At 67.1% G+C, this 22,159-nt stretch carries 17 protein-coding genes; 5 read left to right on the forward strand and 12 right to left on the reverse strand.

Going from position 1 to position 22,159, the window contains the following annotated elements:
• Positions 1-161: 161 nt before the first annotated feature.
• On the forward strand, positions 162-3,320 hold the full coding sequence (locus tag DPM12_RS06830) for an alpha-mannosidase (RefSeq protein ID WP_112257713.1): 3,159 nt from the start codon (positions 162-164) through the stop codon (positions 3,318-3,320).
• A gap of 16 nt (positions 3,321-3,336) precedes the next feature.
• Here the strand turns inward: DPM12_RS06830 and DPM12_RS06835 are convergent, their stop codons facing one another.
• Complete coding sequence (locus DPM12_RS06835) at positions 3,337-4,212, reverse strand: AraC family transcriptional regulator (RefSeq protein WP_211658560.1); 876 nt, start codon at positions 4,210-4,212, stop codon at positions 3,337-3,339.
• 151 nt (positions 4,213-4,363) lie between these two features.
• Here DPM12_RS06835 and DPM12_RS06840 point away from each other — a divergent pair, with 151 nt between their 5' ends.
• The 3 genes from DPM12_RS06840 to DPM12_RS06855 all read left to right on the forward strand — a co-directional run bounded on the left by DPM12_RS06840 (position 4,364) and on the right by DPM12_RS06855 (position 7,341).
• The gene (locus DPM12_RS06840) at positions 4,364-5,095 is read left to right on the forward strand and encodes a phytanoyl-CoA dioxygenase family protein (RefSeq protein WP_112257715.1); all 732 of its coding nucleotides are present in this window, start codon (positions 4,364-4,366) and stop codon (positions 5,093-5,095) included.
• A 533-nt stretch (positions 5,096-5,628) separates the two neighbouring features.
• Positions 5,629-6,135, forward strand: a complete 507-nt coding sequence (ybaK, locus tag DPM12_RS06850; protein WP_112257559.1) for a Cys-tRNA(Pro) deacylase — start codon at positions 5,629-5,631, stop codon at positions 6,133-6,135.
• Between the two features lie 183 nt (positions 6,136-6,318).
• A complete protein-coding gene (locus DPM12_RS06855; RefSeq protein ID WP_112257560.1) occupies positions 6,319-7,341 on the forward strand; it encodes an ion transporter in 1,023 nt (340 codons plus the stop codon).
• Between the two features lie 45 nt (positions 7,342-7,386).
• Here DPM12_RS06855 and DPM12_RS06860 read toward each other — a convergent pair whose 3' ends face one another.
• The 7 genes from DPM12_RS06860 to DPM12_RS06890 all read right to left on the reverse strand — a co-directional run bounded on the left by DPM12_RS06860 (position 7,387) and on the right by DPM12_RS06890 (position 15,078).
• Entirely contained in the window at positions 7,387-8,295 is a 909-nt protein-coding gene (locus DPM12_RS06860) for an SMP-30/gluconolactonase/LRE family protein (protein ID WP_112257561.1), read from the reverse strand.
• An 8-nt stretch (positions 8,296-8,303) separates the two neighbouring features.
• Complete coding sequence (locus tag DPM12_RS06865) at positions 8,304-8,891, reverse strand: hypothetical protein (protein ID WP_112257562.1); 588 nt, start codon at positions 8,889-8,891, stop codon at positions 8,304-8,306.
• Positions 8,881-12,348: a DNA polymerase III subunit alpha gene (gene dnaE, locus DPM12_RS06870; protein ID WP_425467578.1), complete on the reverse strand. Its 3,468-nt coding sequence runs from the start codon at positions 12,346-12,348 to the stop codon at positions 8,881-8,883. Before dnaE ends, DPM12_RS06865 begins: the two co-directional genes overlap by 11 nt.
• Positions 12,349-12,641: 293 nt before the next feature.
• Positions 12,642-13,574: an RluA family pseudouridine synthase gene (locus tag DPM12_RS06875; RefSeq protein ID WP_112257564.1), complete on the reverse strand. Its 933-nt coding sequence runs from the start codon at positions 13,572-13,574 to the stop codon at positions 12,642-12,644.
• Entirely contained in the window at positions 13,571-14,128 is a 558-nt protein-coding gene (gene lspA / locus DPM12_RS06880) for a signal peptidase II (RefSeq protein WP_112257565.1), read from the reverse strand. The genes DPM12_RS06875 and lspA overlap by 4 nt, the downstream gene beginning before the upstream one ends.
• Positions 14,101-14,562 (reverse strand): TraR/DksA family transcriptional regulator, encoded by a 462-nt coding sequence (locus DPM12_RS06885; protein ID WP_112257566.1) that lies wholly within the window; start codon positions 14,560-14,562, stop codon positions 14,101-14,103. Before DPM12_RS06885 ends, lspA begins: the two co-directional genes overlap by 28 nt.
• A 234-nt stretch (positions 14,563-14,796) precedes the next feature.
• Complete coding sequence (locus DPM12_RS06890; protein ID WP_112257716.1) at positions 14,797-15,078, reverse strand: DUF167 domain-containing protein; 282 nt, start codon at positions 15,076-15,078, stop codon at positions 14,797-14,799.
• Between the two features lie 384 nt (positions 15,079-15,462).
• Here DPM12_RS06890 and ileS point away from each other — a divergent pair, with 384 nt between their 5' ends.
• Entirely contained in the window at positions 15,463-18,795 is a 3,333-nt protein-coding gene (gene ileS / locus DPM12_RS06895; RefSeq protein ID WP_112257567.1) for an isoleucine--tRNA ligase, read from the forward strand.
• A gap of 121 nt (positions 18,796-18,916) precedes the next feature.
• Here ileS and DPM12_RS06900 read toward each other — a convergent pair whose 3' ends face one another.
• From DPM12_RS06900 to DPM12_RS24080, 4 genes are all read right to left on the reverse strand, one after another.
• A complete protein-coding gene (locus DPM12_RS06900; protein ID WP_112257568.1) occupies positions 18,917-20,170 on the reverse strand; it encodes a Glu/Leu/Phe/Val family dehydrogenase in 1,254 nt (417 codons plus the stop codon).
• On the reverse strand, positions 20,170-21,174 hold the full coding sequence (locus tag DPM12_RS06905; RefSeq protein WP_112257569.1) for a DivIVA domain-containing protein: 1,005 nt from the start codon (positions 21,172-21,174) through the stop codon (positions 20,170-20,172). Before DPM12_RS06905 ends, DPM12_RS06900 begins: the two co-directional genes overlap by 1 nt.
• Before the next feature lie 45 nt (positions 21,175-21,219).
• Positions 21,220-21,507, reverse strand: a complete 288-nt coding sequence (locus tag DPM12_RS06910; protein ID WP_112257570.1) for a YggT family protein — start codon at positions 21,505-21,507, stop codon at positions 21,220-21,222.
• Between the two features lie 99 nt (positions 21,508-21,606).
• Positions 21,607-22,137, reverse strand: coding sequence for a cell division protein SepF (locus tag DPM12_RS24080; protein ID WP_112257571.1), 531 nt, complete (start codon positions 22,135-22,137; stop codon positions 21,607-21,609).
• Positions 22,138-22,159 lie beyond the last annotated feature (22 nt).

A 22,159-nucleotide genomic window follows, 5' to 3' on the forward strand; every position in this document is an offset into this window, starting at 1 on the left:
CGGCCGGAGAGGGACATGTCGCAGCCTAGCCACCCCTCCCATGATCATGAACGCCTGTGTACCCCATATGGACACATAGTGTTCATGATCAGCGGACAGGGTGGGGGTAGCGTGTATGTCAGGACATCTTCACCACCCCACGACCGGAGGACATGGCACCGATGCACGACGACCGCAAGCTGATCGAAGACCGGCTCGATCGCGTCCTGCGCGAACGCATCCGCCCCGCCGTGTACCCCTACACGGCACCGCTGGCCGTCGAGATGTGGCATGTCCCCGGCGAGCCGGTCCCGGCCGCGACCGGGCTCGCCGCCACCTACGAGCCCGGCGCCGTCGGCGACCCGTGGGGGCCGCCCTGGGGCACCACGTGGTTCCGGTTCAGCGGCCACGTACCGGAATCCTGGCACGGCCGGACCGTCGAAGCCGTCATCGATCTCGGCTTCGACTCGGACCGCACCGGCTTCTGCGCCGAAGGGCTCGTCTACCTTCCCGACGGCAGCACGGTGAAGGGCCTGCACCCGCGTAGCCGGTGGGTACGCGTCGCCGAGCCGGCGGCCGGTGACGACGACGTGCTGTTCTACGTGGAGGCGGCGGCGAACCCCCTCATCGAGGGTCCGGTGACGTGGCTCGGCGACACCACCACCGCCGGTGACGACCCGCTCTACCGGCTGGCTCGAGCCGAGCTCGCCGTGTTCGATGCGGCCGTGTGGGAGCTCGTCCAGGACCTCGACGTGCTCGGACAGCTCATGCACCAGCTGCCGCTCGACCAGCCCCGGCGCTGGGAAATTCTGCAAGCCATCAACCAGGCCCTCGACGTTCTCGATCTCGACGATGTCAACGCCACGGCAGCCGCCGCCCGCGAGCGGCTCGCTCCCGCGCTGGCCAGCCCGGCGCAGGCGTCCGCCCACCAGGTCAGCGCCGTCGGGCACGCGCACATCGACTCCGCGTGGCTGTGGCCCCTGCGCGAAACCGTGCGCAAGGTGGCCCGCACCGCCTCCAACACGGTGAACCTGATGGATGACCATCCGGAGTTCATCTTCGCGATGTCGCAGGCCCAGCAGCTGGCCTGGATCAAGGAGCATCGTCCCGAGGTCTTCGAGCAGGTACGCAAGAAGATCGCCGACGGGCGGTTCATCCCGGTTGGCGGCATGTGGGTCGAAGCCGACACCAACATGCCCGGTGGCGAGGCGATGGCCCGCCAGTTCGTGCACGGCAAGAGGTTCTTCGCCGACGAGTTCGGCATCGAGACCGACGAGGTGTGGCTGCCCGACTCGTTCGGCTACTCCGCCGCGCTCCCCCAGCTGGTCAAGCTCTCGGGTTCGCGCTGGTTCCTCACGCAGAAGATCTCGTGGTCGACGACGAACCCCTTCCCGCATCACACGTTCTGGTGGGAAGGCATCGACGGGACCCGCGTGTTCACCCATTTCCCGCCCGTCGACACCTATAACGCCGAGTTCACCGGGCAGGAAATGGCCCACCTGGTGCGCAACTTCCGGGACAAGGGGCCGGCGCGGCGCTCCCTCGTCCCGTTCGGGCACGGCGACGGCGGCGGTGGCGCCACCCGCGAGATGCTCGCGCGCGCCGCCCGGATGCGTGACCTCGAAGGATCTCCGCAGGTCACGATCGAGCCCCCGGCCACCTTCTTCGCGAAGGCCCGGGAGGACTATCCGGACGCCCCGGTCTGGGTGGGCGAGCTGTACCTGGAGTATCACCGCGGCACGTACACGTCGCAGGTGAAGACCAAGCAAGGAAACCGGCGCAGCGAACACTTGCTGCGCGAGGCCGAGCTCTGGGCCGCGACGGCCGCCGTCCGTGCCGGCTTCGAGTACCCCTACCAGCAGCTCGACCGGTTGTGGAAGGTGGTCTTGCTCAACCAGTTCCACGACATTCTCCCCGGCTCGTCGATCGCCTGGGTGCACCGCGAGGCGGCGAGCACGTACGCGGCCGTCGCCGACGAGCTGCACGACATCATCGCGGACGCCCAGAGCGCCCTGGCCGGCGACGGTGAGCAGCACATCGTCTTCAATGCCGCGCCACACGAGCGAGCGGGGATCCCCGCGGGTGGCGCCGGCGTCCGGCCCGTAGCCGCGACCCCGGCCGCGGCCACCACGCCGACGGCCAGCAGCACGGCCACCAGCACGGCCACGGTGGACGACGCCCGGGTTACGGCCACGGAGCGCGGCGACGGCTGGGTGCTCGACAACGGCCACCTCCGTGTCGTCGTCGACGGGCGCGGGCTGGTGACCTCCGTCGTGGAGCACGCCACCGGCCGGGACGCCGTCGCGCCCGATGCTGCGGCCAACCTGCTGCAACTCCACGCCGATCTGCCCATCCAGTACGACGCGTGGGACATCGAGTCCTACTACCGCAACACTGTGACCGATCTGACCGGCGTCAACGAGCTCTCCCTGGATAGCACCGGACCGGACGCCGCGACCGTGCGCGTCACGCGCAGCTTCGGCCAGTCCACGGTGACGCAGCTGGTCAGCCTGCGGGCCGGGAGCCGCGTCGTGGACTTCGCGACCGAGACCGACTGGCACGAGACGGAGAAGCTGCTCAAGGCGGCGTTCCCGCTCGACGTCCGGGCCGAGGTGTCGTCGGCGGAGACCCAGTTCGGTCACGTCAATCGGCCCACGCATTCCAACACGTCGTGGGATGCCGCCAAGTTCGAGATCTGCGCGCACCGGTTCGTGCACGTCGGCGAACCCGGCTGGGGCGCGGCGCTCGTCAACGACTCCACGTACGGCCACGACGTCACGCGGACCGTGCGCCCCGGCGACGGCGGCACCACCACGACCGTGCGGTTGTCACTCGTGCGTGCACCACGGTTCCCCGACCCCGAGACCGATCAGGGCACGCACCGCTTCGGCTACGCGCTCGCGCCGGGAGCCGGCATCGTCGACGCGGCACGCGAGGGCTACCGCATCAACATTCCCGAGCGGGTGGTCACCGGCGGGCATACCGTGCAGCCGCTGGTGTCGATCGACAACGATGCGGTGGTCGTCGAGGCCGTCAAGCTCGCCGACGACGGTTCCGGTGACGTCATCGTCCGGTGTTACGAGGCCACCGGAGGCAGGGCGCTAGCCCGGCTGACCGCCGGGTTCGCCGTGGATTCCGCGGTTACCACCGATCTGCTGGAACGCTCTGGCGGCGACGAAGCCGGCGGGGACGCTGCGGGGGACGCCCGCGGTGTGGCCGGGTCCGACGCCGGCCCGGAAGCTGCGAAGCTCGACGGGAACACCGTGACGTTGCGCCTGCGGCCATTCGAGATCGTCACTCTCCGGTTGGCCCGCCTGGCCGAGCAGACCCGCAGTGCCTGACGCGGCCCGGCAACGGCTACGGGACGAAGGCACGCTGGGCCTGCCTGCGGAACTCGCGCGGTGACACGTCCCGCAGGTCGCGGAAGCGCCGGGTGAAGTAGGACTGGCTGGAGAAGCCGCAGCGGTGGGCGATCGCGGTAATCGATTCCGTGGACGTGGCGAGCAATGTCGCCGCTCGTTCGATCCGTAGCCGGGTCACGAACTCCGTCGGCGTTGTATCCAGGTGAGTCCGCATCGTGCGGGCGAGGTGCGCCGGGCTCACTCTGGCCACGTGCACCATTCGTGCCACCCCGCCGCGCAGGTTCTCCTCGTGGCGCATTGCCTGGCAAACATCGGCCAGCCAGGGCGGCTGCGCCCCGGCCACCGCCGTATCCGGCTCGGCTCGCGGTGCGGCCACCACGGCGAGCACGTCGCTCCAGAACCGGGTGAGGTCGAGCATGTGCGGATCGGAGTAATACCGGGCCAGCGCGCTCTCGAACACCGCACGGGCATGAGCGCGCCACGCGGGCGGCACGGTCACGGCTGGCGGTTCGGGGCGGTGCTCCCACGTGCGTTCCGGGTCAATACCGGCCAGTTCGGCGAACCGGCGCCAGCCCTCTGCCGGGAATGCGACGTTGATGAACTCCAGGCCGTCCGGATGCAGGCCGCGGAAGGCGTGACGATCCTGCGGGCGGATGAAGACGACGTCGCCGTGACGCAACTCGCGGCGCCCGTCGGCCAGCAGGTGCTCGCCGCTTCCGGCCGTGACGGCCAGGATCTCGTAGAAATCAGCGTGTCCGTGCAGGTCGGACTGTGGCGATCTCGGTTCGAAGCGCACCCGTGCGGCATGGTACGGGCGTCCACGGGCATGGGAGTCAAACCACAGCAGCGCCACCACATCAACACGGTACATGTTCTCGCAACATGCGTTCTATCCCGCACACCGCCGGGCGACGCACCATGGAGGTACGCACCCTAACGGAGGAATCATGCTCAACGAGGCACCGCAGACCTTTTCACGCCACTCGGACGGGCCCGTCGGTGACGCCGATCGGGAACGCGCCATGAACGACTTCGAGCGCGACGGTTACATCATCTTCCGGGATGTCATTGATCCGGACCTCATCAACGAGGTGCACGGCCACGTCGAATGGTTGCGGCAACGCCATCCGGATGTCCGGCCGGAACAGCTGGGCCACATCTATCTGCGCGACGACCCGTTCTGGCTCCGGCTGGTGAGCGACGAGCGGCTGCTGCGTATCGCCGAGCTGTTCGTCGGTCCCGACATCGCGCTGTTCGCCTCGCACTACATCTCGAAGCCGCCCTACTCCGGCCAACCCGTCCTGTGGCATCAGGACGCCGCCTTCTGGCCGCTGGAGCCGATGGACGTCGTGACACTCTGGCTTGCGGTGGACCACTCCACGCCGGAGAACGGCTGCGTGCGGCTCATTCCGGGCTCCCACACCTGGGATATCGCGGACAAGCGCGCCAACACCGACGTGGAGAGCGTCCTGGGTGAAGAGATCGCCGTAGACGTCGACGAGGATCAGGCCGTGAACATGGTGCTCGCACCCGGCGACGTCGAGGTTCACCACTCCGCGATCGTTCACGGCAGCGAGGCCAACACATCGCCACACCGCCGATGCGGGCTCACCATTCGCTACATCCCGACGTCGACCAAGATCACCGCCGAGGAACAGCCCTACCCCAGCGCGTTCCACCTGCGCGGTGATCCGGGCGTGAACGTGTATCAGCCATGGCCGGCGTTCGATCCGGACCGGCACTACGCGCCTTGAGCCGCTGACCGCTCGACTACGACGACGGCCGGTGAGCAGCTGCTGCTTCTTGCCACCGTCATGCGACCCGGTCGCCATAGCGTTGCCGTGCAGCCTCACCGGTGGTGCCGAGCTCGTGCCCGATCTTGGCCCACGATGCCCCGGAAACGGGCATCGCGTACCGCATCGGCCAGCTCACGTTCCACCTGTGATCGGCGATATGCGAGCCTTCGCAATGCCATCATCGGAGGCTCATGCCGATCTTCGGCACGAGGCTCATAGTCTTCGAATTGGTCCGCAAGCTCAGCGGCGCGAGCAATGAGTTCGTCGATCGATCGTGGCATTACGAGAGAACGGAACGTCTATCAGCGGCATGAATCGGTCAACAACAAACGATGTCACGCGATGCGTGCAGACATGACGTCAAGGAGTCCTGCACATGATCTCTGTCGTTGTACATTCACTCCTCAGGACGACGCGCCGCGCGCGCCAGTGCGGTGACACTCGTGTCCCACACATCGACAGCTGATCGACACCGGGCATGATGGTGCCCGATGAGCAAGAGACGCCGTGCCAACTCGGGCACGCCGGCCACGGTCATGCTGGACCGCGCGGGCGTGTCCTACACGCTGCACCCTTACCAGCACGATCCCTCGGCGGATTCGTTCGGCCTCGAAGCCGCCGCCGCGCTGGGCGTCGACGCCGAGCGCGTGTTCAAGACCCTGCTTGCCGACGTCGACGGCCGCCTGGTGGTCGGAATCGTCCCGGTGACCGACTCGCTCGACCTCAAGGCGCTCGCCCGGGCCGCTGGCGGCAAGCGGGCGACCATGGCCGAGGTCGCCACGGCCGAGCGGGCCACCGGTTACGTCGCCGGCGGCATCAGCCCGCTCGGCCAGCGAAAGCAGCTACCCACGATCCTCGACGAGAGTGCCCGGGAATTTCCGACCATCTACGTCTCCGGTGGCCGGCGTGGCCTGGACATCGAGCTGAGCCCGGATGACCTGCGGACGTTGACCGGGGCCACCATTGCCGCGATCTCCCGGTCCGACGCGCCGGCCTGACCGTTGGTGACAACCGCCCTGCACGCGGGGGGCATGCACCTTTCGTGCGAAAATGTCGGACGCGCCGGGCTGCACAGCGCCGTGCTCACCGTTTCCGTTCGCCGCCACCGGTGAGCCGCACGATCCGACCGGGATGCGACGGCTCCCAGCGCGAGGCTCACCCGACACGCGAGGACCGCTCACATGACCGACCGGGCGACCGATGTGCTCGACCGCCCCGAACCGCCACCCGCCCCTACCCTGCGAGAGCGGGCCCGGCGTATCGTCGGCTCCACGCACTTCCAGCGCGTGATCATCTCGCTGATCGTCGTCAATGCGGCCGTGCTCGGCCTGGAGACCTACGAGACGATCACGTCGAACTGGGGATGGTTGCTCGTCCCGCTCAACCGCACCATCGTGGCGATCTTCGTGGTGGAGATCGCCCTGCGGATCTACGTCGATCGGCTCGCGTTCTTTCGCTCCGCGTGGGGCCTGTTCGACCTGCTCGTCGTGCTGGTCGCGCTGGTACCGGCCACCGGCGAGGCGGCCGTGCTGCGGGTGTTGCGGGTGCTTCGCATCCTGCGGCTGCTGTCCACAGTGCGGTCCATGCGCCGCGTGGTCGGCGCCCTCATCACCGCTATTCCCGGGATCGCCTCGATCGGCGCCCTGCTGGCCATCCTTTACTACGTCGGCATCGTGATGGCAACGAACCTGTTCGGCGAGATGGCACCGGAGCACTTCGGCAGCCTCGGCCAGTCCGCCGCGTCGATGTTCCGGATCATGACCGGCGACGGAGGTCTCGGCGACATCGCCGAACCCGTCGCCCGGCAGCAGCCCGCGGCGTGGTTGTTCTTCCTGATCTTCGTGGTGACCACCACGTTCGTGGTGCTCAACCTGTTCATCGCGGTCACGGTCGAAGCCCTGGAACACCAGCGGGACAACGCGCACGACACCCCTGAGCCGGGTGCGGTGGGTGGCGCCGAAGGTCCGGACGGCCCGGATCGCCCGGACAGCCCGCATGGCCTACATAGCCCACACAGCCCGCGCAGCCCAGACGGCCCCCGCAGCCCGGACGGCCCGCTCGGTCGGGACACCCGCGCCCGGGACGACGAGCTCCTCCAGGCGATCACCGCCCTGCAGGAACAGGTGACGGCACTGGAACGACGCCTGGACCAGCCCCGCCACTCCCCCTCCCGTGATCATGGTTCCGGTGATCATGAACACTAGGCGGCTACATGGAACGCTTAGTGTTCATGATCACCGGAACCATGATCACGGGAATTGGGGGCCGCGCCGGTTCAGGTAGATCGCGTACAACGACGTGGTGGCGGCGATGAACAGCCGGTTGCGCTTTGGGTCGCCGAACGTGCAGTTGGCGACCGTCTCCGGCACCCGGATCCGGCCCAGCAAGGTGCCATCCGGCGCGTAGCAGTGCACGCCATCGCCGGCACTGCACCACAAGAAATCTTCGTCGTCGACGGCGAGGCCGTCCGGCACCCCCGGCGACACGTCGCCGACCACCCGCGGCGCGTGCAGCTCGCGACCGTCGCGGACCTCGTACGCGCACAGGTGGTGCGGGCCGCCGGGATCGTGCGTGCGGGCGCTGTCGGCCACGTACAACACGGTCTCGTCGGTGGAGAACGCCAGCCCGTTGGGCTTGACCATGTCGTCGGCGACGACGTCGAGCTCGCCCGTCTGCGGATCGAACCGGAAGACGTAGCAGCCGTCGAGCTCGGACGGCGCCTTGTGTCCCTCGTAGTCGCTGAGAATGCCGTACGTGGGGTCGGTGAACCACACGCTGCCGTCCGACTTCACCACGACGTCGTTGGGCGAGTTGAGCCGCCGGCCCCGGTACGAGTCCGCCAACACCGTCACGGAGCCGTCCATTTCCGTGCGGGTCACGCGCCGGGTGCCGTGCTCGCAACTGACCAGCCTGCCCGAGCGGTCCCGCGTGTGCCCGTTCGCGAAGTTCGACGGCTGCCGGAACACCGACATCTCGGCACCCTCGACCCAGCGCAGGATGCGATCGTTGGGAATGTCGCTGACCAGCAGGTGACCGGCATCGGCCACATAGACCGGGCCCTCGGCCCAGCGCATACCGGTCGCCAGCCGTTCCAGAGAAGCGTTACCGAGCACGAAATCCGCGAACCGGCGGTCCACGATCTCCACCTCACCCGGCATGCTCCACCTCACCCGGCATGATCGCGTCCTTCGTCCTCCCCGCTCCCGGCACTCCACGGCGTGCGATCATCGCGCGCGACCGTCATCACCGTAACGACGATCAAGGCCACCAACGGCCACACGAACAGGGCCGACGGGGTGTCGAGTTCCATCGGCAGGGCCACCGGCGTTCCGGGTGGGTCGTCGCTCTCCGCCGGACCGAGCAGGATTCCCACGCCCAGCGCGAGCAATGACCCGCCGGCCCCGCCGAGAACGAGTGTCGCCAGTGCCGTGACGGGACGCCCGCGGTGGCGCAATCCGGACACCACCCCCAGGATCAGACCGATTCCGGCACTCAGAAGAGCGAACACCGCCACGCGATCGAAGAGCTCGCGGGCCTCCTCGATGGGGATCGCCACGCCGTTGTCGTCCACCTGCCCGGTGATCTCCGGTGCGAGCGCATACCAGGCCACACCGTACAGCGCACCGAACACGAGCGACAGCACCACGATCTCGGCAGCGACCCGTCTGGGCGTCAGTGGTGGCCGGCGTGATCGTCCCGCCGCGCCGTGCCGATGCGCCCGGGTACCCACGCCGGTGTCCGCCTCAGACGACACAGGCCGGACCGAGCAATGCCTTGAGGTCCCCCATGAGTTCGGACGACGGTGTGACGCGCAGCCCGTCGGACACGCGCATCACCGTCGTGCGTTGTGAGCTTTTCAGCTTCAGATGGACCTCGGTGGAGCCGGGATGGGTCACGAGCACGTCCTTCAACTTCTCGACGACCGGTGGGGTGCATCGAGCCAGCGGCATGGCCACGACCAGCGGCCCCGTCGGGGCTTGCGAGATATCCGGCATGCTCAGCTCGCTCGCGATGAACTGTACCGAATCGTCACGGCGATCCAGTTTCCCCTTCACGAGTACGATCTCGTCCTCGATCAGCTGCGTCGAGTACAGCTGGTACGTCGCGGGGAAGAACAGGCACTCGATGGAACCCTCCAGATCCTCCACCGTGGCGATCGCCCACGTGTCTCCGCGCTTGGTCACCTTGCGCTGGATACCGGTGACCAGGCCACCGATGGTGACCGTGGTGCCGCTGGAGACCTCGGATTCGTCGTTCAACGCCGAGATCGGGCGATCGGTCGAGGCGTTGAGCACGTGCTCCAGGCCGAGGAGCGGGTGGTCGGAGACGTAGAGACCGAGCATCTCCCGCTCGTACCCCAACTTTGCCTTCTTGTCCCACTCGTCCAGCTCCGGAACGTTGACCTCCAGACCGGAGGTGGACTCCTCGCCGGCGCCACCGAAGAGGTCGAACTGCCCGATCGCCTCGTTGCGCTTGAGGGTGATCACCGCGTCCACGGTGTCGTCCACGATGGACACCAGGGCTCGCCGCGCGTACCCCATGGAATCGAACGCACCGGCCTTGACCAGGGAGTCGACGACGCGCTTGTTGCAGACCGACACCGACACCTTGTTCATGAAGTCCGGGAAACTCTCGTAGCGGCCCTCGCTCTTGCGGGCCGCGACGATGCCGTCGACGACGTTCCCGCCGACATTGCGAATGGCCGAGAGCCCGAAGCGGATGTCCGTTCCGACCGGCGTGAAATCGCCCTCGGACTCGTTGACGTCCGGGGGAAGCACCTTGATACCCATGCGCCGGCACTCGGAGAGATACAGCGCGGTCTTGTCCTTGTCACCACGCACCGACGTGAGAAGCGCGGCCATGTATTCGGCCGGGTAGTTGGCCTTCAGGAATGCCGTCCAGTAGGAGATGACACCGTAGGCCGCGCTGTGCGCCTTGTTGAACGCGTAGTCGGAGAAGGGGACGAGGATGTCCCACAGCGTCTTGATCGCGGCGTCGGAGAAACCGTTGGCGCGCATCCCCTCGGAGAACGTCACGAACTCCGCGTCGAGCACCTCGCGCTTCTTCTTCCCCATGGCGCGACGGAGCAGGTCCGCTTTGCCGAGCGTGTACCCGGCGAGCTGCTGGGCGATGGCCATGACCTGCTCCTGGTACACGATCAGGCCGTAGGTGGTGCCCAGGATCGGCTCCAGCGCGTCGGCCAGCTCCGGATGGATCGGGGTGATCTCCTGCTGGCCATTCTTGCGCTGGGCATAGTTGATATGCGAGTTCGCGCCCATCGGGCCCGGGCGATACAGCGCCAGGACCGCCGAGATGTCCTCGAAGTTGTCCGGTTTCATCATCCGCAGCAAGCTGCGAATGGGGCCGCTGTCGAGCTGGAAGACGCCCAGCGTGTCGCCCCGGGCCAGGAGCTCGTACGCGGCCGGATCGTCCAGATCGAGCTCGTCGAGGTTCACCGGCTCCTTGCCGTTGCGGACGATGTTCTTCAGCGCGTCGTCGAGGATGGTGAGGTTGCGCAACCCCAGGAAGTCCATCTTGACCAGGCCGAGCGTCTCGCAGGTCGGGTAGTCGAACTGCGTGATGATCGCGCCGTCCTGCTCGCGCTTCATGATCGGAATGGTGTCGAGCAGCGGCTCGGACGACATGATCACGCCTGCCGCGTGCACGCCCCACTGGCGCTTGAGGTTCTCCAAGCCCTTGGCGGTGTCGACCACCTTGCGCACGTCGGAGTCGGACTCGTACAGCTGGCGGAACTCTCCCGCCTCGGAGTACCGGCTGTTCTCGGTGTCGAAGATTCCGCCCAGCGAGATCTCCTTGCCCATCACCGCGGGCGGCATGGCCTTGGTGATCCGCTCCCCCATGGCGAACGGATAACCCAGAACGCGGCTGGCGTCCTTGATGGCCTGCTTGGCCTTGATGGTGCCGTACGTGACGATCTGGGCGACGTGATCGCTGCCGTATTTGTCCGTGACGTACCGGATGACGTCACCGCGCCCGCGCTCGTCGAAGTCGACGTCAAAGTCCGGCATGGACTCACGTTCCGGATTGAGAAACCGCTCGAAGAACAGCCCGTGTTTCAACGGATCGAGATCGGTGATCCCCATGGCAAATGCCGTCATGGAACCGGCGCCCGACCCCCGGCCCGGACCGACCCGCACGCCGTTGTTCTTCGACCAGTTGATGAAGTCGGAGACGATCAGGTAGTAGCCGGCGTACCCCTTGCCCGTCACCACCTCGGTCTCGTATTCGGCCTGCTTGCGGGCATCGTCCGGGACGCCATCCGGATACCGCCGCTGCAGCCCGCGCTCGACCTCCTTGACGAACCACGACGTCTCGTCCTCGCCCTCGGGCACCGGGAAGTGCGGCATGTAGCGGCCGGCTTCCTCGACGAACTCGACCTCACACCGCTCGGCCACCAGCAGCGTGTTGTCACACGCCTCGGGGAGATCCGACCATACCGAGCGCATCTCCTCGGCGCTCTTGAGATAGAAGTCCTCGGCGTCGAACTTGAACCGCTTGGGGTCGGCCAGCGTGGATCCGGACTGCACGCACAGCAGCACCTCTTGGGCCTGGTGGTCGGCCTTGTGGGTGTAGTGCAGGTCATTCGTCGCGAGCAACGGCAGTTCGAGTTGCTTGGCCAGGCGGAGCAGGTCGTCACGGATGCGCCGCTCGATCGACAGGCCGTGGTCCATCAGCTCGACATAGAAGTTTCCGGCACCGAAGATGTCGCGGAACTCGGCAGCCGATGCCACAGCGTCGTCGTACTTGCCCATCCGTAGCAGCGTCTGCACCTCGCCACTCGGGCATCCGGTGGTGGCGATGATCCCGCCGGCATACTTCTCCAGCAGCTCGCGGTCCATACGCGGCTTGAAGTAGAACCCTTCGATGGAGGCCAGCGAGGACAGCCGGAAGAGGTTGTGCATGCCGGCGGTGGTCTCGGCCAGCAGCGTCATGTGGGTGTAGGCGCCACCGCCGGAGACGTCGTCCTCGCCGCCCTCGGCCCAGCGGACCCGCGTCTTGTCGAACCGGCTGGTCTTCGGCGTGAGGTAGGCCTCGGTGCCGATGATCGGCTTGATGCCGTGGGATTTGGCCTTGCTGTAGAACTCGTAGGCGCCGAACACGTTGCCGTGGTCGGTAGTGGCGAGCGCGGGCATCCCGAGGCGAGTCGCCTCGGTGAACAGATCGTCCAGCTTGGCCGCGCCATCGAGCATCGAGTACTCGGTGTGGACGTGCAGGTGGACGAAGTTGGAGCCGGATGTGTTGGACCCAGCACTCGACACGATTAGATCAAGCCTCCTCGCGCATCCACGCGGTTGATACCGACGCGCCGCGGGACGGTCCGGCCCCACCGGGACGGCCATCCGCGGGCAACAACAGCCACTCTAGGGGCACCTCGCGACAACCTTGTGGCGCCACCCCGGTTGGCTCCGAACGTTCGCGGATCCACTGGTGGGGCCCGTTCTCACGGTGGCCAGAGCGGTGGGTGACGGGGCCCGGATGGCACTCAGACGAACTGGTGCGTGAGGGTGTCCAGCGCCTGCTGCAGATCGTCCGGATACGGGGACTCGAATTCGGTCCACGCGCCCGACGACGGGTGTTCCAGCCCGAGCCGCACGGCGTGCAGCCACTGTCTCGACAGTCCCAGCCGGGATGCCAGCGTGGGATCGGCACCGTAGGTGAGATCTCCCACGCACGGGTGCCGCACGGCGCTCATGTGCACACGAATCTGGTGCGTGCGCCCGGTCTCCAACCGGATCTCCAGCAAGCTCGCGGCCGGATGCGCTTCCAGGGTCGCGTAATGCGTCACGCTGGGCTTGCCTTCGGCTACCACGGCCCACCGGTGGTCGTGCTGGGGGTGACGCCCGATCGGCGCGTCCACGGTGCCGTGTGTCGGGTCCGGATGACCCTGGACGAGCGCGTGATACACCTTGTCCACGCCACGTTCGCGGAATTGGCGTTTCAACGACGTGTACGCGTGCTCGGACTTCGCGACGATCATGATGCCGCTAGTGCCGACGTCGAGCCGGTGCACGATCCCTTGCCGTTCTGCCGCTCCACTCGTGGAAACCCGGAAGCCGGCGGCGGCCAAGCCGCCGATCACGGTGGGGCCCGTCCAGCCCGGACTGGGATGCGCGGCGACGCCGACAGGCTTGTCCACGACGACGACATCGGCGTCGTCATGGACGATCCGCATCCCTTCCACGTGCTCGGGCACCACCTGCACGGGCGCCGGAGGATCGGGGAGCTCCACCTCCAGCCAGCCCCCCGCCTGCACCCGGCTCGACTTGGGCTCGGCTACGCCGTCGACGAGCACGTGACCGTCCTGGACAAGCTCGACGGCCTTGCTGCGGGAGAAACCGAAGAGCCGGGCCAGAGCGGCGTCGAGTCGCTCCCCTTCAAGGCCCTCCGGCACGGGCAACGCACGCCGCTCACTCACCGCTGTTCGGACCCCGCTTCCCGCTCGCCCACGGTGGAGAACGCCACGCCCCGGAAGCTGAGCAGCGCGATCAGGATTGCCGCGCCGACGATCGCGGAGTCCGCGACGTTGAAAATGGGCCAGTTCGGCAACGCGATGAAGTCCACCACGTGGCCCCGCATGGGGCCCGGTTCCCGAAAGAGCCGGTCCGCCAGGGTGCCGCTCGCTCCACCCAGCAGCCCTCCGAGAGCCACCGCCCACATCGGGCTCGTCACCCGATGGCTGATCCACACGATCACCGCGATCACAGCGATCGCGATGATCGTGAGTACCAACGTGTGGTCGGTGAACATGCTGAACGCGGCGCCCGGGTTGCGGACCAGGCGGAACTGCAGGATCTCGCCGATGACGTCCACGACACGGCCATCACCCAGCGCGGAGACGGCCCATACCTTGGTCAGCTGATCCAGGCCCAGCACCGCCACGGCGATGGCGAGCAACATCGCCGTTCGACGGCGTGGCTTCCGGGGCCCCGCGGCGTCGTGGCTCAGCGACGCTCCTGCTGTTGTTTGCATGTCACGCACATTGTGGCACGTGGGAACGCCTGCAACCGAGCCTTGCCGATGGGATTGCCGCAGTTCTCGCAGATGCCGTACGTACCGTTGTCGATACGCTGCAACGCGCGCTCGATCTGCAGCACCGTCTCCCGGTGGCTCGCCGCGCGGGACAGCTCGTGCTCGCGTTCGAAGGCCTTGGTCCCGGTGTCGGCGGGGTCTTCACCGCCGCCATCGACACCACTCTTGAGTAGTTCGGCGATCTCGGTCTCGGTGTCGGAGATCTCCTCCCGGAGCCGGCTGGCATCCGACAGGAGCTCCGTGCGGACCTCCTCGAGCTCGTCCGGCGTCCACGGATCCTCGTCCGCACCCACCACCAGTGTTGCCGCATGTTCGTCCGAGGTCATCTGCTCCGCCCGAGCCGTCGCCTGCTTGCTGTCCGTGCGTTCGGCCATGCCTACGCACCCCCTGTTCTGCCACGTGCCCGCCCACTCGTTGTCCGGGTCAGGTGAGGATAGATCTTTCCTTGCTCGCCTTCAACGAACCGCCCTCTCTCAGTGTCTTCACAGCTACGATCGTGCGGATCAGGCACGCCCGGACCCTGGAAGCGAGCGACTTGACCATGCATGCTACCCGCATTGCCTTGATCGACACCTTCTTCTGAGGGATCCAGCAATACCAGCTCGGCATCAATTCCCGGCATCGCCCGATGTCGCAGCGTCGCATAACGACTCGAACTGCGCACGTAATTCGTCGGGAATCTCGACCGTCTTGACCCGGCTTCTCGCTCCCGCGACGAGACGAACATCACGCCCGTGACAGCCCAGCGTTCGCACGAGCGCGTCCAGCGCCGCTCGCGTCGCCTTGCCGTCCACGGCCCGTTCGCGAACGGCGATCACGAGCGCGCCGGCGTGCCGCCCCCCGACACGCGGACGTGCCGAGCCGGGTTTCACCCGCACCGTGACTCGCATGACTCCAGTATCCTTGTCGACATCGCTGTCGACCGTCACGTGGTGGAGCTAGCGGGAGGCGACGCGCCCGGATATCCGTGTGCTCCAGCCAGACGGCGATGCGTACACTAGCCCGTGCGAGCAGGCGTGGATGGGGACGAGTAGCCCACGCGGACGGCCAGGAGCGAGCCGGGGATGGTGTGAGCCCGGTGGTACGAGCGTGCGTGAACATCACCCCGGAGCCGCCGGAAGAACGGCACCCGGACATCGTCCGGGCGCCCAGTAGAACCGGCCGCACCTGAACGAAGCGGGCCGTGCTGTCGCGCGCGGCCAAGGAGGGTGGTACCGCGGGGTCATGCCTCGTCCCTCTGTCGAGCCCAGGACGACGGAGGATTCGGTGAGACGATGAGTGAGGCCAGTACCCCGGATACCCCGGGAGCGCATACCTACCGGCCGGTCCCCGCGCAGGTGGACCTTCCGGCGATGGAACACGAGATCATCTCCTTCTGGCGGGACAATGACGTGTTCGCCCGCGTGCTCGAAGCGACCGAGGGCAAGCCGCCATGGACGTTCTATGAAGGCCCGCCCACCGCGAACGGCGCGCCCGGCACGCACCACATCGAAGCCCGCGTCTTCAAGGACATCTTCCCGCGCCACCGGAGCATGAAGGGCTACCACGTCGTCCGCAAGGCCGGCTGGGACTGCCACGGGCTTCCGGTCGAGATCGCAGTCGAGCAGGAACTCGGCCTGTCCTCGAAGAACGACATCGAGTCCTACGGCATCGCCGCATTCAACGAACGCTGCCGCGAGTCCGTCCAGCGGCACGTCGACGCGTTCGAGGAAATGACCGAGCGGATGGGGTACTGGATCGACATGTCCCGGCCCTACCGCACCATGGACTCCTCGTACATCCAGAGCGTGTGGTGGTCACTGAAGCAGATCTTCGACGCCGGGCTACTCGTCGAAGACCATCGCGTCGCGCCGTACTGCCCCCGGTGCGAGACCAGCCTGTCCTCGCACGAACTCGCGCTCGGCTACGAGACAGTGGCCGACCCCTCGGTGTACGTGCGGCTGCCCATCACCTCGGGCCCCTGGCAGGGACGGGCGTCGCTGCTGGTGTGGACGACGACGCCGTGGACGCTGGTGTCGAACACCTCCGTGGCCGTCCACCCCGACGTCACGTACGTCGCCGCCACCGATTCCAGCGAGACACTGATCGTCGCCGAGAAGCTGTTCGATTCCGTTCTGGGCGAGGGCTGGACCGTCACCGACCGGTTCACCGGCGCCGAGATGGAACGGTGGGGCTATCAGCGGCCGTTCGAGCTGGTGGAATTGACCGACGGCGAGCACCCGGCTGGCGACGTCAACTACGTAGTCGTCGACGACTACGTCACCACCGACGACGGCACCGGCCTCGTCCACCAAGCCCCCGCGTTCGGCGCGGACGACCTGCGGGTGTGCCGGCGGTACGGATTGCCCGTGGTCAACCCGGTACGGGCGGACGGGACGTTCGGCGCGGACGTGCCACTCGTCGGCGGCCAGTTCTTCAAGCACGCCGACACCGCGCTCACCCGCGACCTCGAAGAGCGCGGGCTGATGTTTCACCACACCCAGTACGAGCACGAGTACCCGCACTGCTGGCGCTGCCATACGCCGCTGCTGTACTACGCGCAGCCGTCCTGGTACATCCGCACCACCCAGTTCAAAGACGCGCTGCTGCGCGAGAACGAGAAGACGAACTGGTACCCGGACACCATCAAGTGGGGCCGCTACGGCGAATGGCTGCGCGGCAACGTCGACTGGTCGCTCTCCCGGAATCGCTACTGGGGCACGCCACTGCCGATCTGGCGAAACGACGAGGATCCCTCCCACCTCGTGTGTGTGGGCTCCTTGGCGGAACTGTCCGAGCTGGCCGGGACGGATCTGTCGAATCTCGACCCGCACCGCCCGTTCGTCGACGACATCACCTTCACGCTGGACGGAGTGCCAGGGACGTTCCGCCGCGAGCCGTACGTCATCGACGCGTGGTACGACTCCGGTTCGATGCCGTTCGCGCAGTGGGGCTACCCGCACGCCCCCGGCAGCACGGAAGCGTTCGAGAACGCCTACCCGGCACAGTTCATCTGCGAGGGGATCGACCAGACACGTGGCTGGTTCTACACGCTCATGGCCGTGGGTACCGCGGTGTTCGGCCGCTCGTCATACGAGAACGTCCTGTGCCTGGGCCTGCTCCTCGCCGAGGACGGCCGCAAGATGTCCAAACATCTGGGCAACGTGATCGAGCCCTTCCCGCTCATGGACGACCACGGTGCCGACGCCGTGCGCTGGTTCATGGCCGCACACGGGTCGCCGTGGCAGGCACGCCCTCTCGGCCCGACGGTGCTCGGCGAGATCGTGCGCAAGGTATTGCTGACGTACTGGAACACCGTCTCCTTCCTGTCGCTGTACGGGCGCACATCGGGCTGGAGCCCGGGCGACGGCGCACCGGCCGTGGATCAGCGGCCGGTGCTCGACCGCTGGGCGCTGAGCGAGCTGAACCGGCTCGTGGCCGATGTCGACGCCGCGCTCGATGCCTACGACACCCAACGCGCCGGCAGCCGGCTGGCCACATTCATCGACGACCTGTCGAACTGGTACGTGCGACGCTCCCGTCGCCGCTTCTGGGACGGCGACCCGGCCGCGCTGGCGACGCTGCACGAGTGCGTGGAGACGCTGACCCGGCTCCTCGCTCCGATCACGCCGTTCATCACCGAGCGGGTGTGGCAGGACCTCGTCGTCGCGGTCGATCCGTCCGCTGCCGCGTCCGTGCACATGGCGTCGTGGCCGGAGCCGGACACCGCCCTGGTCGACGACCAGCTGGCCGAGGAAGTCGCCTTGACCCGGCGACTCGTCGAGCTCGGGCGGGCAGCCCGCGCGGAATCGAAGATCCGTACCCGCCAGCCGCTGGCCCGCGCGCTCGTGGGTGCCTGGGGGTGGGACCGGCTGCGCGGCGAGCTTCGCGCCGAGATCGCCGACGAGCTGAACGTCACCGAGGTCATGTCGTTCTCCGAGGCCGCCTCGTCAGGAGCGTCCGGTGATGCTGGCGATGCCGGTGAGGCGGGCCATCCGGCTGCCGCCGGAGGGTCGCCCGGCACCGCCCAGGCAGGCGATACCGCCCAAACAGGCGATCCAGACGACGCGGGCAGTGCCCTGCTCGACGTCTCGGCCAAGGCGAACTTCCGCTCCCTGGGCAAGCGCTACGCGAAGGACACCCCCAAGGTCGCCGCGGCGATCGCGGAGACGGACGCGGCCGAGCTGGCGGCGTCGCTGCGCGCCTCCGGATCGGCCACGCTCACCGTCGAGGATGTCGGCGACGTGGTGCTCAGCCCGGAAGACGTGGTGATCACCGAGACGCCACGGGAAGGCTGGGCGGTCGTGCGCGAGGGCGAGACGGTCGCGCTCGACTTGACGCTGACCGACGAGCTGGTGCGAGCAGGTCTCGTGCGCGAAGTGATCCGCCTGATCCAGGAAGCACGCAAGGCCAGCGGCTTCGATGTCGCCGACCGGATCGAGCTGGCCTGGTCCGCGTCGCCCGACGCCGGCCAGCTCGACCAGGCCGTACGCGAGCACCAGCAACTGCTCGCGGACGAGGTGCTCGCCGTATCCGTGCACGACGAGCTTCACGCCTTGGACGGTGAAGCAGACCACACCGATGAGGGCTTGGGCTTCACCTTCCGGCTACGCCGGGCCACCCGCTAGGCCGCTATGGCCACTTCTTGGGCCTGCGGAACGTCCAGGACCAGATGTGGGCCTCTGGAGGTTCCACAGGCCCAAGAAGTCGCCTCTGGCGTGCTGCTCGTAGATGGAGAGGGAGCGTGCCTCACAGGTAGCCGCGCAGCTTCGCGGCAGTGGCGACGCGCTCGACCGCGATCTGAAAGGCCGACTGCCGCTGCGTCATGTTCTCCTTCGCCGCGCGCTCCTGAACCGCTGTATAGGCCGCCGCCATGTGCCGGTAGAGCTCGTCGTTGACCTGCTTCTCCGACCACTTGAACTCTTGCAGGTTCTGGGTCCACTCGAAGTACGACACCGTGACACCGCCAGCGTTGACGAGAATGTCCGGCAGGACGTCGATGCCGCGATCAGCCAGGATGTCGTCAGCATCCGGCGTGACGGGGTGATTGGCAGCTTCGAGGATCATGCGGGCCGAAACCTGATCGGCATTGGACGCGGTGATCACTTCGCCCAGGGCGGCGGGGATCAGCACCGTCGCATCCAGCGTGACGAGCTCCTCGTTGGTGATCGCATCCGTGCCGGGAGTGTCGACGACGCTGCCGGTCTCGCGCATCTGCGTATCAACGGCGTCGATGTCCAGACCACCACCGGAATAGATACCGCCGTAAGCGTCACTGACCGCCACCACGCGGAAGCCCTCATCAGCGGCGAGGCGAGCTGCCCAGGACCCGACATTGCCGTAGCCCTGGATGGCGACGCTCACATCCTCGGGCCGCCAGCCATGATCGGCTGCCGCCTTGATGAGCACCATGATCGTGCCACGTCCGGTGGCCGCGTCCCGGCCCTTCGAGCCGCCGAGCTCCACCGGCTTGCCCGTGACAATGGCCGGTGTGTGACCGTTCTTGCGCCCGTACTCGTCCATCATCCACGCCATGGTCTGGGCGTCGGTGTTGACGTCCGGCGCCATGATGTCGCGGCGTTCGCCGATGACATAGCTCACCTGCGACATGTAGCGCCGAGACATCCGCTCGGCCTCGCCCTCGGACAGCGTGTTCGGGTCCACCTGCACACCGCCCTTGGCCCCGCCGAATGGAACGTCGACGAGCGCCGTCTTCCACGTCATCAACGACGCCAGCGCCCGCACCTCGTCGAGATCGGCGTGCTGGTGAAAGCGCACACCACCTTTGTACGGACCGCGGGCACCGTTGTGTTGGACCCGATAGCCGTACACCGTGCGCATGCCCCCGTCGCGCGACCGCAGCGGTACCTGCACCCGGATCTCCCGGTAGGTACCAGCCAGCAGTTCCCGCGTCGTGTCCTTCAGACCGAGCTGATCAGCCGCGCGGTGGAAGCACGCCGTCACGGCCTCGAACGGCGTGAGCTTCGTGCTCTCCGATGCCATCAACGTTGGTCATCGTCGAGCAAGCTGGCAACCGATCGCAGCGATCCCCCCGTCTGGGTTACCGACGCACCTTCACCGCCAGCCTGTCCCTGCTGGCCCGAGCCACTGCCGTCCGACTGCGGCTCGTCCTGCTCCGGATACTGCTCCGGGTACTGTTCCGGATATTGCTCCGGGTACTGCTCCGGATATTGCTCCGGGTACTGCTCAGGCTGCTGCTGGTTCTGGTGCTGGTTCTGATGTAGCTGCTGCACCTCGTCTTCGTGCGGCTGCAGCTGCGGAGGATGCTGCTGCTGCGCCGGAGCGAGCTCGGATTCGTCGCGCTCCGTCTCTTCAGCCCCGCCCATCTCGAGCTTGCGTAGCTCGTTCTCCAGGTAGGACTTCAGCCGGCTGCGGTATTCACGCTCGAACGCACGGAGTCCTTCGAGCTGGCGCTCCAGATCGGCCCGCTCGGTCTCGAGCTTGCCGAAGGCCTGTGCCCTACGCTTCTGGACCTCCTGGTCGATCGATTCCGCACGCTGGCGCGCGTCTTGCTCGAGCTTGGCCGCCTTCGCCTTAGTTTCGGCGTCAAGCTTCTCGGCACGACTGCGAGCCTCGTTGATCAACCGATCCGCCTCGGTCTTGGCATCCGCCACCAGCTCATCCGCCGTCTTCTGGGCGAGAGCGAGAACCTTGGCCGCCGCATCGCTGGGCTGGCCGCTACCGGAGCCCTGCCCTTGCGATTGGGCTTGCTGGGCGGCCGCCGCCGGCGGTGCCGCCGACGGTGGAGATTGCGGGGCTTCGGCCTGGCGCGGAGCAGCCTGGACCGGCTCGGCCGACCCAACCGCACCCGAACCACGGGTCACGGCGGCGAGCTTGTCACGAAGCTCGTCGTTCTCGCGCTGCAATCGCGCGAGCTCGGCCTCGACTTCGTCCAGGAACTCGTCGACCTCCTGCATGTCGTAACCTTCACGCAGGCGGACCGTTGTGAACTCCTTGTTCTGGACAGCCTCAGGCGTCAGTGGCATAACGTCACCTCGAATGTGAGCAGCGTCGAGAGTCACCGTACCGCGTCATCCCAGCGAATCCACAACCGAGATGGCAATTCGTACCAGGATGATCAGCACGATGAACGCCAAATCAATGGCAACCGATCCGATCCGAAGCGGCGGAATGATCCGCCGCAGTGCCCGGAGAGGCGGATCGGTCACTGTGTACACGGCCTCCAAGACTACGAGTAGCGGCCCTTTGGGCTGCCATTCGCGCGCGAAGACCTGGATCCAGTCGACCACCAGACGGGCCAGCAGGGCGAAGAAGAACAGCCATAGCGCGATCGACAGCGGCTGAGTGATGACCTGCACGGGATACGAACCTACCTGACGGGGTGCGAGCGTGCCGCCACCGGTACCGGTCTCGGGGATGTTCTGGAGTCATATCGAAATAGTCGCATAGGTACGAAGTCAACTCTGATTGAAGAACGCGCCATCGGCAATACGTGCCTTGTCCTCCGCCGTCACCCGCACGTCAGCGGGCGTGAGCAGGAACACCTTCGCCGTGATGCGATCGATGCTACCGCGCAGCCCGAAGATCAGCCCGGCGGCGAAATCGACGAGCCGTTTGGCGTCCACGTCATCCATGTCCGACAGGTTCATGATGACGGGGATGCCATCGCGGAAGTGCTCACCGAGAACCCGAGCCTCGTTGTACGTCCTCGGATGCAGCGTCGTGATACGTGCCTCACGCTGCGCGTTCCCACGGCGTTGCGAGGTGTTCGACCGCCTCTCGGCCAGCGACGACACGGTGGCCGTGTGCTCCCGCTCGTAGCGGGCCGGTGTCCGCTCGGTGTCGGCGGGCTCGCCGTCGTCGACGACATCGTCGTCGTAGTCTCCGTCGAACTCGTCGTCATAGATGTCGTCGTACTCACCTTCGTAGCGGTCCCGGTCCTCCACGAGGCCGAGGTAGACCGCAACCTTGCGCATCGCGCTGGCCATGCTCCAAGTCCTCCGCACTGGT

This window comes from Phytoactinopolyspora halophila (genome assembly GCF_003287285.1).
Lineage (GTDB): Bacteria > Actinomycetota > Actinomycetes > Jiangellales > Jiangellaceae > Phytoactinopolyspora_A > Phytoactinopolyspora_A halophila.